This window comes from Virgibacillus halodenitrificans (assembly GCF_001878675.1).
Taxonomy (GTDB): domain Bacteria; phylum Bacillota; class Bacilli; order Bacillales; family Amphibacillaceae; genus Virgibacillus_Q; species Virgibacillus_Q halodenitrificans.
Map to the genome: position 1 here is coordinate 2,736,184 of NZ_CP017962.1, position 17,100 is coordinate 2,753,283.

Annotated in this window: 13 protein-coding genes; 2 read left to right on the forward strand and 11 right to left on the reverse strand. The window is 39.4% G+C overall.

Annotated elements, in window-relative coordinates; genetic code table 11:
* Positions 1 to 67: 67 nt before the first annotated feature.
* Positions 68 to 1,456: a leucyl aminopeptidase family protein gene (locus BME96_RS14150; RefSeq protein ID WP_071649357.1), complete on the reverse strand. Its 1,389-nt coding sequence runs from the start codon at positions 1,454 to 1,456 to the stop codon at positions 68 to 70.
* A gap of 224 nt (positions 1,457 to 1,680) precedes the next feature.
* On the opposite strand from BME96_RS14150, the gene BME96_RS14155 reads away from it, so the two are divergent.
* Positions 1,681 to 2,142, forward strand: coding sequence for an SRPBCC family protein (locus BME96_RS14155; protein ID WP_019376396.1), 462 nt, complete (start codon positions 1,681 to 1,683; stop codon positions 2,140 to 2,142).
* Positions 2,143 to 2,313: 171 nt separating this feature from the next.
* Complete coding sequence (locus BME96_RS14160) at positions 2,314 to 3,171, forward strand: YitT family protein (RefSeq protein ID WP_019376397.1); 858 nt, start codon at positions 2,314 to 2,316, stop codon at positions 3,169 to 3,171.
* Between the two features lie 664 nt (positions 3,172 to 3,835).
* Here the strand turns inward: BME96_RS14160 and BME96_RS14165 are convergent.
* The 10 genes from BME96_RS14165 to ilvD form a co-directional block, all read right to left on the reverse strand.
* Positions 3,836 to 5,164, reverse strand: coding sequence for an ISL3 family transposase (locus tag BME96_RS14165; protein WP_071650015.1), 1,329 nt, complete (start codon positions 5,162 to 5,164; stop codon positions 3,836 to 3,838).
* Between the two features lie 185 nt (positions 5,165 to 5,349).
* Entirely contained in the window at positions 5,350 to 6,336 is a 987-nt protein-coding gene (gene ilvA / locus BME96_RS14170) for a threonine ammonia-lyase (protein WP_071649358.1), read from the reverse strand.
* A gap of 59 nt (positions 6,337 to 6,395) precedes the next feature.
* Positions 6,396 to 6,974, reverse strand: a complete 579-nt coding sequence (gene leuD, locus BME96_RS14175) for a 3-isopropylmalate dehydratase small subunit (protein WP_019376399.1) — start codon at positions 6,972 to 6,974, stop codon at positions 6,396 to 6,398.
* An 11-nt stretch (positions 6,975 to 6,985) separates the two neighbouring features.
* Positions 6,986 to 8,392 carry a 3-isopropylmalate dehydratase large subunit gene (gene leuC / locus BME96_RS14180; protein WP_071649359.1) on the reverse strand — a complete coding sequence of 469 codons (1,407 nt, stop codon included), beginning with the start codon at positions 8,390 to 8,392 and terminating at the stop codon, positions 6,986 to 6,988.
* 16 nt (positions 8,393 to 8,408) lie between these two features.
* The gene (gene leuB / locus BME96_RS14185) at positions 8,409 to 9,515 is read right to left on the reverse strand and encodes a 3-isopropylmalate dehydrogenase (RefSeq protein WP_071649360.1); all 1,107 of its coding nucleotides are present in this window, start codon (positions 9,513 to 9,515) and stop codon (positions 8,409 to 8,411) included.
* Between the two features lie 68 nt (positions 9,516 to 9,583).
* A complete protein-coding gene (locus BME96_RS14190; RefSeq protein ID WP_071649361.1) occupies positions 9,584 to 11,134 on the reverse strand; it encodes a 2-isopropylmalate synthase in 1,551 nt (516 codons plus the stop codon).
* Positions 11,121 to 12,164, reverse strand: a complete 1,044-nt coding sequence (gene ilvC, locus BME96_RS14195; RefSeq protein WP_019376403.1) for a ketol-acid reductoisomerase — start codon at positions 12,162 to 12,164, stop codon at positions 11,121 to 11,123. The genes BME96_RS14190 and ilvC overlap by 14 nt, the downstream gene beginning before the upstream one ends.
* Before the next feature lie 72 nt (positions 12,165 to 12,236).
* Positions 12,237 to 12,755: an acetolactate synthase small subunit gene (ilvN, locus tag BME96_RS14200; protein WP_019376404.1), complete on the reverse strand. Its 519-nt coding sequence runs from the start codon at positions 12,753 to 12,755 to the stop codon at positions 12,237 to 12,239.
* On the reverse strand, positions 12,752 to 14,473 hold the full coding sequence (ilvB, locus tag BME96_RS14205) for a biosynthetic-type acetolactate synthase large subunit (protein WP_071649362.1): 1,722 nt from the start codon (positions 14,471 to 14,473) through the stop codon (positions 12,752 to 12,754). The genes ilvN and ilvB overlap by 4 nt, the downstream gene beginning before the upstream one ends.
* Positions 14,474 to 15,337: 864 nt before the next feature.
* Positions 15,338 to 17,023: a dihydroxy-acid dehydratase gene (ilvD, locus tag BME96_RS14210; RefSeq protein WP_071649363.1), complete on the reverse strand. Its 1,686-nt coding sequence runs from the start codon at positions 17,021 to 17,023 to the stop codon at positions 15,338 to 15,340.
* Between the last annotated feature and the right edge of the window lie 77 nt (positions 17,024 to 17,100).

The following is a 17,100-nucleotide window of genomic DNA, read 5'->3' on the forward strand; positions in this document are numbered from 1 at the left end:
GAAGCAGCTTTCTTGAGCTGCTTCTTTTGATGATGATATTAGATTTCTTTAATAGATGGAACGATAATTAATTTTCATTAGAAACGTGTGCTGTAAAATCTGCAAGTAGTCTTGCACCAAATCCAGTAGCTGATTTAGCATAATATCCTTTATCTTCTCCCTGCATTATCCCAGCCATGTCTATATGCAACCATTTACTATTCTCCGGCACGAATTTACGAAGAAAAAGCGCTGCCACAATGGAACCAGCTTGCCCTTTTCCACTTGTATTATTAAAGTCGGCATAATCACTGCTCAAGTAGCTGAAGTAGTCATCTACTAAAGGCATTGGCCATACATGATCTCCATTTTTCTCGCCTATTGTTTTTAATTCATTCGCTAAGGTTTCATCACCAAACACCCCAGCAAGCTTTGTTCCAAGTGCATTTACAATTGCTCCTGTTAATGTAGCGATATCTACTACATACTTCGCTTTTAGCTCTCCTGCTCTGAGTAACCCATCAGCCAAAATTAATCTCCCTTCTGCATCTGTATTACCAACCTGTACGTGCATGCCATTCTTATAATGAATGACATCGCCAGGAATAACAGCAGTATTGTCAGGGATATTTTCAACGATCGGTATAAGAGCCACAACATTTACCTTCAACTTGGTAGCTGCTATAAGTTTCATAGCACCAGCTACTGCAGCCGAACCTCCCATATCCATGCGCATGTCACTAATATCTTTTCCCTTTTTCAAACTAATACCACCTGTATCAAAAGTTACGCCTTTCCCTACTAAAGCTATAAGTGGTTTCGATTCATCACCACGATATCTCAATTCTACAAACGCAGGTTCATGGATACTTCCTCTTCCGACAGTTAGAACTCCATGCATTTCTCTTTCTTCCAGTTCGGCTTTGTCAAATACCTTTACATCCACACTTGTGTTAGCAAATTCCTTTTTTAATATTTCCGGATAGGTTGAAGGATTTAATACACTTGGAATTTCATTCATTAGGTCACGCGAAAACGCCATTGCTTCTGCCCGAAGCTTTCCTTTTTCTTGGGATGCTTGAAACTTTTCTCCTTTTACTATTTGCAGTTCTGTTTGTGCTTTTTCCTTGCTCGATTTATATGTAGAAAAATCATACCCTCCAAGATACCAACCCTCAACAAATGCTGTAATAACTCCCACTTCTTCCAGGGAGGAAAAAGCTTCTATTATTTGTTTACCATGTACTTCAGCGAAAGCAACCTCAGCCTTTTGTAATTCTTTAGCCATGCTTCCAGCAAGCATACGAACATCTTCAAAAGTGGACCCCACTACACCTGTTTTCCCAATGATTATACATTCACCATTCAGGTATGTTAAGAATACTTCCGAGGGATGGCTATCTGTAAACTGCATGAAGGCAGAATTACTTTCCACTTGGCTATCCGTTGTAAATAAAATTTTTGCGGTGTTTATCATTTAGACACTCTCCCTTGTAGTTTACTAGTTATTTCGACAAACGAAAGATTAATTCCTCTTTTTTGTACATACAGTCTAATATATAATTAGAATATGAAATTCTTAAAAAACGTTAGAATAAAGAAATTCAAAGAAATATTAGCTTCTAAAACTATAACCCTCTCCATATAATAAGCAATGTGTGCAGATTTACTTTCAATACCTACATACAAGGAGGAACGAACGTGCCTAGTGGAATTCATCAGTTATGCATGAAAGTACCAATTGAAACTACATGGAATTTTATCAGCGACATGGATAATTGGGCTCCCTTAGTCCCAGGTTATTTGAGCCATAAAATTTTGAATGAAAAACAGTCTATTTGGAAGTTAAAAGGTGAGTCGGGATTGATCCAGAAAACTGTAACATTAAGGATAGATATCGAGGAGTGGAGAGAGCCTAACAGCGTTACATTTAACCTTACAGGGATAAGTGAAAATGTTGTAGGAAAAGGTTATTTTAAAGCTAAAGAAGTTGATACGATTACAACCGAAATGACCGGACATTTATCAATAGCTGCAAAAGGTGTTATGGCACCGATGATTAATTCCATATTAAAAAGTATTGTGCCTAAAACAACCAAAGGATTAACAGAATCAGTAGCAAAAAGAATGACGGCCCGCCAACCTATGCCTGCCTTTAAATAACTAAAGCTTTTACTGCACAATTTGCCGAGGCGATTGTGCTTTTTCTATTTTATGAGAAGTTGAGTGTCTTAACTATTACAAGGCGTGGTTTATGTTCTGAAGTTTACTAGCTTCCTTCCTAGTGTTAGAATATAGCAGGTACTAGTTTTACAAGGAAAGGAAAAAAGACATATGAACAAAAATAAAACCGCCTTGGAATATTTTCAAATTATTGTAGGCGCCACATTGGTCGGCCTATCCTATAACTTATTCCTTCTCCCCTCTAAGCTGGCTGCTGGTGGGATCTCAGGAATTAGCACTATCCTTTATGAACTATATAATTTAAGTCCTGCATATACACAGTTTCTGATTAATATACCTATTTTTGTTATTGGTTGGCTCGCTTTAGGAAAGGACTTTAGTTGGAAAACGTTGCTTGGAACCTTTTGGGTGCCTTTTATTATATGGCTGAGTGCTGATATTCCTTACACCATAACGAACCCATTATTAGGCGCGCTTTATGGAGGAATCATTCTCGGGACCGGTCTGGGTATTGTATATAAGGGTAATGGCTCTACTGGAGGTACTGCTGCAATAGCTCAAATCGTGAAAAAATTCACTGGCCTGTCTAGTGGTTACTCTCAATTGATTGTTGATGGGTTTGTTGTAATTTCCTCCATAATTGTCTTTAATTTGGAATTAACTTTATTTGCTTTAATGTGTATTTATATAACAAGTAAGACTATAGATATCGTGCAACTTCGAACCTCTGCAACGAAATTAATTATGATAATTACAGAAGAAGAAGAGAAAACTCAATCATTGATCAGGGAAAATATCGACCGTGGCCTTACAAAGGTACGCTCGGTTGGAGGGTATTCTAATATGGATAAGACAATGATTCTCTGTGTAGCTGAACAACAGGAAGCTATTCAATTAAAGAAGATTCTACAAAAACAGATACCCACATCCTTTGTTATTTTCCTTAATGCTTCTGAAATACTCGGGCGTGGATTCACCTTAGACAAATATTATGGACAAAAGCTATAAAACATAGGAATCGGTGTTAAAAGATAAACATATGCGGAGTTGGAGAGAACTGCGAAGTATCTTAGAATAAAAAGACTGCGTAAATCACCGCTACGGGGAAATATTCCGCTTTCCGCGGGCGGCCTGCAAGCCTCCTCGAACTACACTAACGTTCCGTTCTGTGGGGTCTCGCTAGTCTCGCTTTTCCCGCTGGAGTCTACATATTTCCCCTTCGCTAAGGTTTGTTTTTATAAGAGAAAATTAATTACTGGTACTTAATTCACTGAAAGATACATCCTTTAAGGGTTAGCAACACCAATTGATTGAAATGGAAGATGACAACTCCTGCCGGAATAGCATGAACTGAAGACACTAAACGAAGCGGAGGAAGCGGTTGAAGCCATGCCGGGTGGCAAAGAAGACACTGTGAGGTAACGAACAGATGTCGCACTTGTACCCGGAGGTGTGAAAGCGTCCCCCGGCAGTGGAAATCAATGGGTCCATCCACCTCCTTAAAATGAGATAAACGACTACCAAGTTAGTTAGGAGTTTATCCACATTGTGAATTAGTGGTTGTACAGAAAATACCATATTGCCCCATAGAAAAAGGGTTCTAAGTCAAATGACGTTGGTATTGAATTTTAGTCGATTTTAAAATGCATTTATTCGTCGCACTCTGGGGAGGTTAAGCTACCCTAGAGTGTGATTTGTTTTCATCAGATATAATAGGCTTCTTTGCCACAGGTTTAAATTTGAAATGTAATCGTATTCGGTTCTTGTAATGATTAAAATTCCGGTAGCCATATGCAATTCGATTGAGTACCTTGATCTTATTATTAATTCCTTCAATTCGGCCATTATTATAGGTATATTGGAAACTGTTTTTTATATAGGGCAAGTGCTTCCTTAATGTTTTAATGCTTGTTCTTAAATAGGTGGACGCTGCAGTTGGGCACTGTTTGCTTAACACGTTTTCCAATGTATGGTAATTCTTTTCATCCATGGCTTCCAATACATCCTGATATAAATCATAATTGATTTTAAGTTCTTCCCTATAATTCAATATCTCTTGCACTACTGAACTTTCAAGACGCTGGCCAAATAGGCCGTAGTATTTATATTCTGTATAAGATAAATTCGATCTTTTCTTCAGTAAAAGCTTCCAATAACGTTTAAGGCGACGATACTTCTTCTGATCTTCTCCATGAGATGTTCGGAGTTGGTTCATTATTTTAACACGCGTTTTATTCATTGCTCTAGAGATAAGTTGAACCAAATGAAAACGATCAATAATAATATCCGCATTTGGAAACATCTCTTTAATCAGACTTACATAACCTGCATTCATATCGATGGTCACGGTTTGCACTTGCTTTCTAGTTGATAAGCTATAATTGGTGATGAAATGATCTGTAATGGTGCGGTTATCACGACTATTTAAAATGTCTAAGATGTCACCTGTTTCAACATCGATATATTCAAAAGCCATCTTTCCTTTGGCATACTTAAATTCATCAAATGATAGATGCTTAGGCAGGGCATTGTAGTTCGGTTTATATGTATCCGCCTCTTTATTGATGACTCTCTGAACAGTTGCACCAGAGACACCACAGTCCTGCGAGATATCTTTAACGGACTGTGCCCCGGCTGATTTAATAATGATCTGTGCTTTTGTATTTGAGGATATAAAGCTATGGCGCTTCACGATATTGGTTTGCGCAGTAAAGCTTGTAACACAATGCTTACACATAAAACGCTGTTTACTCAATAATAAATAGGTTGGGTAAACTCCCATGGTGGGAATGGTAATACGGGATAACTGTGTTCCATTCTTATAAATAGAAGAGCCTATTTTTTCTGCTTGGCAGTTTGGGCATTGATTCACTTCATATGTTAATGTCGCCTTTATAAACTTACATGTCTCTCCCTTATGTTCTCCATACGTCACTGCATTTTCGTTCACATAAATATTTTTATCTTGAATATCTAACAAATTTCTTATATCATTTGATATAGACAAGTGAGTTCCCTCCCAGAATTAGTGTTCAGCGACTTTAATTCTACAGGGAATCTCACTTGTTTTCTATTTATAAACACAAAAATGACGTAGGTGAGTTTTCCCCACCAACGTCATTTATTGTACAACCAGAAAAAGGATTCACCTTTTATTATGTAAAGATGAATCCTTTTTCTATTACCCTAGGCGGGCTGGTGTAACTTTTTAGCAAGGGTTTGAATCTTGGCCATTGTGTCGATATCCATATTTCCTCCGCTAACCACAACACCAAGATGCCTTGATCTTATCTTATCATTATGAGCGAACAATGCCGCAAGCGTAGCAGCACCTGCTCCTTCCATTAACGTCTTATTCCTCTCAAGCATATATACAATTGCAGACGCAATTTCTTCATCCGATACAGTTACAATATCATCTACATACTTCTGAATAATAGGAAATGTATGCTCACCGGGTTGCTTTACTGCAATCCCCTCTGCAATTGTGGAAACAGTCTTAACTTTTTCTAATTTACCACTATGAAAACTATCATGCATCGCAGAAGCTCCATCAGCTTGTACGCCAATCACCTTTATATTCCGATTGACGTGCTTGGCAGCTACCGCAATCCCTGATATTAAACCGCCTCCACCAATTGGAGCAAGAATTGTATCTATTCTATCCTCTTGTTTCAGCATTTCCATAGCAATTGTGCCTTGGCCTGCCATCACATCATAATCATCAAACGGATGAATATACACAGCTCCACTCTGCATTTGTTTCTCAACAGAAGCTTCATATGCTTCCTGAAAAGTCTCTCCAGTTAACACTACCTCAGCACCATAGTTTCTGGTAGCATTCACTTTTGCAAGCGGAGTTTTTTCTGCCATAAAAATAGTAGCTTTTACTCCTAATTTGGCAGCAGCATAAGCAACTCCCTGGGCATGATTTCCTGCAGAAGCAGTGATCACACCTTTTTTCAATTGACTTTTTGGCATTTGCATAAGCTTAAAGGTAGCTCCTCTAAACTTAAAAGCACCGGTTTTTTGCTGATTTTCCATTTTAAAATAAACCTTTTTACCAACTAGATTATTTGTTGTCTCTGATGTTATTAAAGGTGTACGGTGAACGATTGGCGTTAGTCTCCCTAACGCCGTATGAATCTTTTCACCTGTTAAGCAATTCCCAATTGGTTCACACTCCTCTTGTAAAAATAAATTCTACTTACGTGTTTATCAGACAAAATGTTTTAGCGTACTTCATATGCACTAATCTTATCCTCATGTTTCAAGGTAAGAGCAATCTCATCCCAACCATTAATAAGTTTTTCTTTATGGTATGCAGGAATATGAAAGCTTATGTTATTTCCTGCTGAATCCGTAATCTGTTGATTAATTAAATCTATATCCAAGCTCATAGAAGTTTCTTCAGCCTGTTTCATCCATTCACCAATTTGTTCCTCATCCAGTTGAATTGGTATAATTCCGTTTTTTAATGCATTATTATAAAAAATATCCGCGAAGCTTGGGGCAATAATTACCCGGAAACCGTAATCCAACAATGCCCAAGGAGCATGTTCACGAGAAGAACCACAGCCAAAATTTTCTCCAGCCAGCAAAATAGTTACACCTTCATAAGCCTCTTTATTTAATGCAAAGTTCTGCCGTTTATTCCCATTATCGTCAAACCGCCAATGGTAGAACAAAAACTGGCCAAACCCTGTACGTTCAATACGTTTTAAAAACTGTTTTGGTATGATCTGATCTGTGTCTATATTAGTACGGTTCAAAGGATAAACGAGGCCTTTGTGTTTTTTAATTGCTTCCATGTCTGCACCCCCTAACTCGGAACTCCGGCATATTTTCTAACATCTACAAAATGTCCTTCTATAGCAGCTGCTGCAGCCATTTCAGGGCTAACCAAGTGAGTTCTCGACCCATTTCCTTGACGCCCTTCAAAATTACGATTTGATGTTGAGGCACATCTGCCTCCAGGTGGTACAATATCATCATTCATTGCCAGACACATACTGCAACCTGCTTCACGCCATTCAAATCCTGCTTTTTTAAAAATCATATCAAGCCCTTCTTTTTCAGCTTGCATTTTTATACTGAAGGAACCAGGAACAACAATCGCACGCACGTTTTCCTTCACTTTTCTCCCATCCACAATAGAAGCTGCCTTTTGTAAATCACTCAAACGTGAATTGGTACATGAACCGATAAAAACATGGTCGATTTCTATAGATGTAATGGGCTGATTCTCATCTAATCCCATGTATTCCAATGCGCGCTCTACATCTTCACGATAATCAACCTCATTGAGATCAGGTGTTTTGCCACTAATCGGAACACACATTCCAGGATTTGTCCCCCAAGAAACCTGTGGTTCAATATCCTCTGCTTTTATAGTAACCGTTTTATCGTATTTAGCTCCTTCATCTGTTGCCAGTTGCAGCCAAGAATCTGCCAACTGCTTATATGCATCGCCATCTGGCACATATTCTTTTCCTCTTAAAAACTCTACCGTTTTTTCATCTGGGCTAATTAATCCGGCTCTTGCTCCCGCTTCGATAGACATATTACAGACAGTCATTCTTCCTTCCATGGAAAGGTTGCGAACGGCCTGACCTGTATACTCAATAACATAGCCAGTTCCAAATCTCACACCAAATTTAGCGATAATTGCCAGGATCAAATCTTTTGCAGTAACTCCTGGGCCCAATTCACCTTCAACCTTGACATTCAAGGTTTTCGGGCGTTCTTGCCAAATGGTTTGAGTAGCAAGCACATGCTCTACTTCACTTGTACCAATACCAAAGGCTAGAGCACCAAAAGCTCCATGTGTTGATGTATGGCTATCCCCACAAACAATTGTTTTACCGGGCTGAGTAAGGCCGAGCTGGGGGCCAATTACATGGACAATACCTTGGTCAGGATGAAACATATCTGCAAGCTTAATACCATGTTCCTTACAATTCTCCTGGAGGGTTTCCATTTGCTTTTTAGAAACTTTATCTTTTATTACTTCTCTATTTTGTGTAGGCACATTATGATCCATCGTAGCATACGTGAGATCTGGACGCCGCACCTTCCGATTGCTCAGTCGTAAACCCTCGAACGCTTGCGGTGAAGTTACTTCATGAACCAAATGCAGATCAATATATAATAAATCTGGCTTGCCTTCTTCTTGATGAACTACATGTTTTTCCCATATTTTCTCTATAATCGTTTGTGGTTTCCCCATTTCTTGCACCCCCGCGTTAAACATACATACTGCATATACTGTTTGAAACACTTTTGGTTGTCAGTGAATCAACAATAGCTGCTGTCATTTCCTTTGTCCCTACTTTCATCCCACCATTACTGGAAAGATCAGCAGTATGGTATCCTTGGTCCAAGCAATCATTAACTGCCCGCTCTATTTCTGCGGCTTCTTCTTCCATCTGAAAAGAATATCTTAGCATCATGGCAGCTGATAAAATCATTCCTACAGGGTTAGCAATACCAAGTCCTGCAATGTCAGGTGCCGAACCATGGACAGGTTCATACAACCCTAGACCATCTGATCGAAGACTTGCCGATGGTAGCATTCCAAGTGAACCAGTCAATACCGAAGCTTCATCACTTAAGATATCTCCAAATAAATTCTCTGTAACGATAACATCAAAGTAGTTTGGCTGTGTAATCAGCTTCATTGCAGCGGCATCTACAAGCATATGGTCGACTTTTACATCTGGATATTTCTTACCAGTTTCCTCAACTATTTCTCTCCACATTCGACTGGATTCTAATACATTAGCCTTATCCACAGAGGTAACATGATTATTTCTTAATCTCGCACTCTCAAATGCCTTTTCAATAATTCGCTCCATTTCTGATCGATGATAATAAAGTGTATCAACTACCGCGTTGCCGTTTTCCCGTCTTTCACGCGGTTCTCCAAAATATAGCCCACTTGTTAGTTCTCGAATGATCAAGATATCACTTCCTGCAATAACTTCCTCTTTAAGCGGAGAAGCATGCAACATGGAATTGAACCCTTTTATAGGTCGTAAGTTAGCAAATAAACCTAGCTGTTTACGTATCCCTAATAAACCTTTTTCCGGTCTCTTTGCAGCAGGAAGTGCATCCCACTTTGGTCCTCCAACAGCACCAAGTAGTATTGCATCTGCTCCATTGCATGCTTTTACTGTATCTTCAGGCAATGGAGTATCATAAGCATCAATTGCCTCTCCACCAATTGCATGCTGATGAAATGTAAAACGATGCCCAAATTCACTGGCTACTGCATTTAACACTACCTTTGCTGACTCCATAATTTCTTTACCAACACCGTCTCCAGGCAACAAAATAATTTGCTTATTCATACCATAACCCTCCTCCATGTTTATACGTAACCTGTCAATACGAGCGGAGCCACATGCCTGGCTCTCGCTTACACTTCCGTTCCAACCTCCTGTTTAATAAAACTATTTTGTTGAACAATATATCTGTTTACTGCGTTTAAAAATGCATTTCCTGATGCTTCTATAACATCCTGAGCTGAACCCCGCCCATTTACTGTCTCGCCGTTAACCTTCAACTGAACATGGGATTCTGCAAGTGCATCCTTCCCTCCACCAACAGAATTCAATTGATAATCAATTAACTGCAAATCTTCTTCAATTAACACATCCAGCGTTTTATATAATGCTTCTACACTACCCGAAGCTGTCTGAGCTGCATGCACTGTTTCACCACTCGGAGTCTTCAACTGTACAGTTGCTGTAGGTATATTAGTAGTTCCATACTGTACTTGGAACATCTCCATTTGGTATTTGTTCACAGAAGCTGTATCTGTTTGAACCTCCATAATAATTGTAAACAAATCATCATCTGTAACTTCTTTTTTATGATCTGTTAACTGCTTAAATAGTTTAAAGGCTTCCTTTAATTTATCTTTAGTAAGGTCGATTCCAAGGTCTTTCACCTTATCCTTAAACGCATGCCGCCCAGAATGTTTGCCCATGAACAACGTATTGGATTTTACTCCAACCATTTCTGGTGTAATAATTTCATAGGTAGAGGCATTCTTGAGTACACCATCCTGATGGATCCCTGACTCGTGAGCAAAAGCATTTCTACCGACAACCGCTTTGTTTGCCTGCACATACATGCCTGTTAATTTTGCTACCAAGTCACTGGTCCGTTTGATTTCATCCAGTTTTAAACCCGTAGTATATGGATAAAAATCAGAGCGAATTTTTAAAGCTACTGCCACCTCTTCCAAGGACGCATTGCCTGCACGTTCCCCAATACCATTAATAGTTCCCTCTATTTGTGTAGCACCGTTTTGCACTGCAGCTATAGAGTTTGCAACTGCCATACCAAGATCATTATGGCAGTGACATGAAAGACTGGCTTGATTTATGTTAGGAACATTCTCTTTCATATATTTAAACATATTTCCATATTCTAACGGTGTTGTATACCCCACTGTATCCGGCAGGTTGATTACTGTAGCACCGGCATCGATAACCTTTTCAATGATTTGCGCCAGGAATTCCCAATCCGAACGTGAAGCATCTTCTGCAGACCATTGAACATGAGTGAATTTTTGTTTAGCATATGCCACCATATTAACTGCAGTTTCAATAACTTGATCCGGTGTCTGCTTTAGTTTGTAAGTCATATGAATTGGTGATGTAGCAAGAAACAAATGAATACTTGGCTCAGCTGCACCTTTTAATGCTTCCCAAGCTGTATCAATATCCGATTTCACCGTTCTTGCCAATGCAGTTACGGATGTGTTTTTAATTGTATCGGCTATTGCCTTAACTGCATTAAAATCCCCTTTGGAGGAAGCAGGAAATCCCGCTTCCATCCTGCTTACACCTAAACGTTCCAGCTGTTTTGCAATTTCAAGCTTTTCAAGTTGATTCAGGTTTACACCAGGTGACTGCTCCCCATCCCTTAGGGTTGTGTCAAAAATTCTAATTTGTGACATGCTCTTTCACATCCTTTTGCTGTTTATTTTTGTTTTGCAATGGTTGTTTAACAAAAGGCATTAATTCACGTAACTCCCTTCCTACTTTTTCAATTGGATGTTGATTTTCTTTAGCGTTGATTGCATTAAATTGTGGGCGATTTGCCTGGTTTTCAAGAATCCATCCTTTAGCAAATTGACCTGTTTGCACATCTGTTAGAATATCCTTCATGCGTGCTTTAGTGTTCTCATCAATAACTCGAGGTCCAGATACAAAATCTCCCCATTGAGCAGTGTCTGAAATGGAATAACGCATATTTTCCAATCCACCTTCATATAGAAGGTCAACAATCAATTTCATTTCATGTAAACATTCAAAATACGCAACTTCCGGTTGATAGCCAGCTTCTGTTAATGTTTCAAAACCAGCTTTGATTAAACTTGTTACACCACCACATAATACTGCCTGCTCCCCGAAGAGATCTGTTTCTGTTTCTTCCTGGAAGCTTGTTTCCAATACTCCTGCCCGTGCAGCTCCAATTCCTTGTGCATAAGCAAGTGCCAACTCTCTTGCCTGCCCTGTTACATCTTGGTATACACCATATAATGCAGGAACTCCGGCTCCTTCTTCATACGTCCTACGTACTAGATGACCTGGCCCTTTCGGCGCTACCAAAAATACATCTACATCTTCAGGAGGGACAATTTGGCTGAAATGTACATTGAATCCGTGTGCAAATGCTATTGCATTTCCAGCCTGAAGGTTCGGTTTAATGCTTTCATTATAGACAGCTGTCTGCAACTCATCCGGCAACAACACCATTACTACTTCAGACTGACTTACTGCATCGGCTACAGAAACAACCTGAAAACCATCTTCTTCTGCTTTTTGTTGAGACTTGCCTGGGCGAAGACCCACAACTACATCATATCCGCTTTCACGAAGGTTTAATGCATGGGCATGACCTTGAGATCCATATCCTACTACTGCAATTTTCTTTCCTTGTAAAACCTCTTTTTGGATATCTTTTTCATAAAGTACTTTTGACATATTAATCTTCCTCTCATTTTTTGTTTTTTTCTTTTCACTATATAATCTAAGGGCATTTCTAGCGTTATTCGTTTATATTAAATGTGAATTAAGCTCTGTTACCTGTTGTGGCTGCTGCCCACGTAAAAATGCAGTTACACCCGTTTTAGTTAACTCTTTGATACCATATGGTTTCAGTAAAGATATTAATGCTTCGACTTTATCGGGCTTCCCAGTCACTTGAATTGTTAGGCTGTCTTTGCTTACATCAATAATGGATGCACGGAATGGGGTGATTATCCCTTGAATCTCTGAGCGTAATTGACCACTTCCTCCAACCTTAATCAGTGCAAGTTCTCTTGCAACTATGGCTTTATCGGTAATATCAGAAACTTTCAGAACATCAATTTGCTTATTCAATTGTTTTGTTAGCTGTTCTAGTTTTTGGTGGTCTCCAACATCAACTACAAAAGTCATTTTGGAGACTCCCTCTGTTTCAGAACTACCAACTGAAATGCTATCAATGTTAAATTGGCGTTTCTGCAACATTCCTGTAATCCGATTTAATACACCACTTCTATCTTGGACCGTGGCTACAATGATCCGTTTCATTTCTTCACCCCTATCATTTCGTGGATTCCTTTCCCAGGAGCTATCATTGGATATACACATGTTTTTTGTTCAACACGACAATCTACTACAACTGGGCCATTATATGAAAAGATATCCTGTAACATCGGAATAACATCCTCTTCCTGGTCAATACGTAAACCTCTAATCCCATAACTTTCTGCAAGTTTCACAAAGTCCGGATTCATCGTCAGCAGTGATTCAGAATAACGTTCCTCATAAAAGCTTTCCTGCCATTGTCTTACCATCCCGAGCGCTTCGTTATTTACAATAATAATCTTGACTGGAAGGTTTCTCTCTTTGAGTATTGATAATTCTTGAAGAGTCATTTGAAATCCTCCGTCACCCACAATGGAAACTACCAAATCATCTGGAGCTCCTAATTGTGCTCCAATGGCTGCTGGAAATCCAAATCCCATGGTTCCAAGTCCACCAGATGTAACCCAACGGTTTGGTTTATCAAAAGTATAAAACTGTGCTGCCCACATTTGATGCTGCCCAACATCTGTAGTTATAATTGCATCTCCTTTTGATTGTTCATATACTTGCTTTATCAACCATTGAGGAGATAATTTTTGCTCAGGCTTTTCATACCATAGTGGGAATTCTGCTTTATTTAATTTTAAAGTTTCTTTCCATACCTCGTGGTCAGGTAACTCCACAACACTTTGCAATAATGCTTGTAGAGCCTCTTTTGCATCTGACACCACCGGAATTTCAGTTGCTACATTTTTTCCAATTTCAGCAGGATCGATATCAATATGGGCCACCTTTGCATGTGGTGCAAAATGTTCTAAGTTCCCTGTAAGTCTGTCATCAAATCTTGCGCCAATGTTAATGAGCAAATCGCATTCATAAAGTGCTGTATTAGCCGTATAGGTGCCATGCATTCCCGCCATTCCCAAATGCAATGGATGAGTTCCTGGGAAGCTGCCAAGTCCTAATAGCGTATTGGTAACTGGTAGCTGATACTTTTCAGCAAATTTTTTTAATTCTTCAGTCGCTTTTGCAAAGACGACCCCTGCACCAGCAAGTAATAGTGGCTTCTTCGCTCTACTAAGCGCGTCTGCTAGTTTAACAATTTGTAAGGGGTTCGGCTTCTTATTCGGCTGATATCCCGGCAGATTAAAGTCTTTACTGAATTCTGTACCTGTTAGCTGGGCAGATACATTTTTTGGGATGTCTACAACTACTGGACCGGGCCGCCCTGTAGTAGCTATGTGAAAAGCTTCATTCACGATCCGCGGTAAATCAGATACCTGTTTCACTTGATAATTGTATTTCGTGATTGGAGTGGTAATCCCCATCACATCTGATTCTTGAAATGCATCAGTGCCGATGACTCCGCTGGCAACCTGGCCTGTAAAGATAACGAGAGGAATAGAATCCATCATGGCATCGGTAATACCAGTAATCAGATTTGTTGCCCCTGGGCCAGATGTTGCTAATACTACTCCCGCCTTACCAGTCACACGTGCATATCCCTCTGCTGCATGGATGGAGCCTTGCTCATGCCGTGAAAGTACATGGTCAAATGGAGGGTTACTGCGATATAACGCATCGTAGATTGGTAATACAGCTCCTCCTGGGTAACCGAAGAGTGTGTCTACTTCCGCATCCACCAAAGTCTGAATAAATAAATCAGCCCCGGTCCTCATTTGTTCTGTACTTTCTTTCTCATGCTTTGCTTCAACTTTCACTACTACATACCTCCCTTAATAATAATTAATTATTCAAACCCGCTCTTCCATTCCTGGAACAAACGATGTTTTACTATTGCTTTTAGAGGTGAAATCAAAAAGGACCCTTCCCTCCCCCTATAAATCTGCATATATTTGCAGAGCTATTGGGGAGAAAAGAGTCCTTCTTTTCACGGTACCACCCAGGTTTGTAGCATCCTCACGAATACTACCTCATAAGGCTATAATTAAAGCCTTTATTGATAACAGGTACAATAAAGCTGCACCTGACCAGACCTAATAAGAAGCTTCCGTTCAATCTGGCACTCAGAGATGATGTCAGAACAATATGTATTTCTGGGCTTCCAGCAACCCCAGATCTCTGTAAATACATCATACATGTTCCTTTTTTCCCGTCATCGAGTTCTTTATATTTTATTTTACTCAAGTAGTTATTGTTAATTTATCTCTATTCGTTATTATTTGAATATTTGATATTGCCGATAATCATATAACGTTTTCCCGAAAGAGTCAACAGTATTTTAAAAGTTTTTTGATACTTTTGATAAGTCATTTAATTTGAATGCGTTTACATTGTTTACATATGGATAAACAAATAAGATATTACAAAAATGTTACAAAGTGAATTAATATTTATAAAACAAAGTGAATGGTTATTCATTTAGGGTTTAACGATGATTCTTTAAACGGAAGCTCTTCTATTCTGAAATTTTTTATCAGGGCAGTTTACTGTTTAGTTAATAATTATATGATGGACATACTTCCTTTTAAGTCTTCCATACAACAAAATTGCTAAACTGATAACCTTTCATGAACACAAATAAAGCCCTGGAATCTAATTTAGAAACCAGGACTTCGTTTTGGTTACTTACCAAGAAAGTCTGTTACTGCTCCTTTTGAAGAACAGGATACATTGTGAGCATATTTACCCAATATACCTTTTTTATACAATGGGGGTGCAGACCATTCTTTTCTGCGGCTTTCCAATTCTTCTGCCGTAACCTCAAAGGAAATTTCCTTTTTATTTGAGTCAATGGTGACCATATCGCCCTCTTTTAAAAATGCAATAGGGCCTCCAGATTGAGCTTCTGGTGCAATATGACCTACCACCAATCCATGCGTGCCGCCAGAAAACCTTCCATCTGTTAACAGGGCAACCTTTTCACCAAGCCCTTTACCCACAAGTATTGCCGAAATGGAGAGCATTTCCGGCATCCCTGGTCCCCCCTTAGGACCTACATAACGAATGACCAGAACATCTCCTTCGTTAATCTGATTATCCATCACTGCCGCTGTCGCCTCTTTTTCTGTATCAAAAACACGTGCAGGTCCAGTGTGTCGACTCACTTTAACACCGGAGACCTTCGCAACCCCTCCACTTGGTGCCAAGTTCCCTTTTAATACAATTAGTGGACCATCTGCTCGTTTAGGTTTATCAAAAGGCATAATAACATCTTGTCCATCTTTTAAAGAAGGAGCTTCTGCTAAGTTTTCAGCTACAGTTTTCCCTGTAACTGTAATACAGTCTCCATGTAAATAGCCCGCTTCATGGAGAAGTTTCATAACAGCCTGAACACCTCCTACACGATGAAGATCCTGCATGACATATTTCCCGCTCGGCTTAAGGTCAGCCAAATGTGGTGTTTTTTCTTGAATTCTATTAAAATCATCGATCGTTAAATCTACTTCAATTGCATGAGCAATAGATAGCAAATGCAGTATAGCATTTGTTGAGCCTCCTAATGCCATGACTACTGTGATTGCATTCTCAAAAGCTTCTTTTGTCATAATATCTTTAGGATAAATTCCTTTTTCAAGTAAATGATAGACTGCTTCCCCAGCTTTGGCACAATCCTTCGCTTTATCTGCGGTTTCTGCAGGGTTAGACGAACTTCCAGGTAAACTCATCCCCATTGCTTCCATCGCGGATGCCATTGTATTCGCTGTGTACATACCTCCGCACGCACCAGCTCCAGGACATGCATGACACTCGATGGAACGCAATTCTTCATCATCGATATCCCCATTATTATGCTTGCCGACACCTTCAAAAACGGAAACAATATCTATATCTTTACCACGGTGTTTCCCGGGTGCAATTGTGCCTCCATAAACAAATACCGATGGAACACCTGCATTGGCAATTGCAATTGCACAGCCAGGAATATTTTTATCACATGCACCAATTGCTACTAGACCGTCCAAATTTTCTGCACCAACTACTGTCTCAATAGAGTCTGCAATCACATCACGGCTTGGCAAGGAATAACGCATACCTTGTGTTCCCATTGAGATACCATCAGATACGGTGATTGTATTAAAAATTAAAGGCACGCCCCCTGCCTCTCTTGCACCTTCTTTTGCTTGTATAGCTAAATCATCAATATGTATATTACATGGCGTTACCTCACTCCATGTACTTGCAACTCCAATCATTGGCTTTTTAAAATCCTCGTCAGTAACACCTACTGCTCGCAGCATTGCTCTATTAGGTGCTTTCATCGAACCTTCACTGAACACCTTACTTTTTATCCGTAAATCTTTTTCCATCATATACCCTCCCTTTCTTTCGAATAATTATATGACTAATTTTCTAATACTTCAATGTATTTATTCTAGTGGAAAAT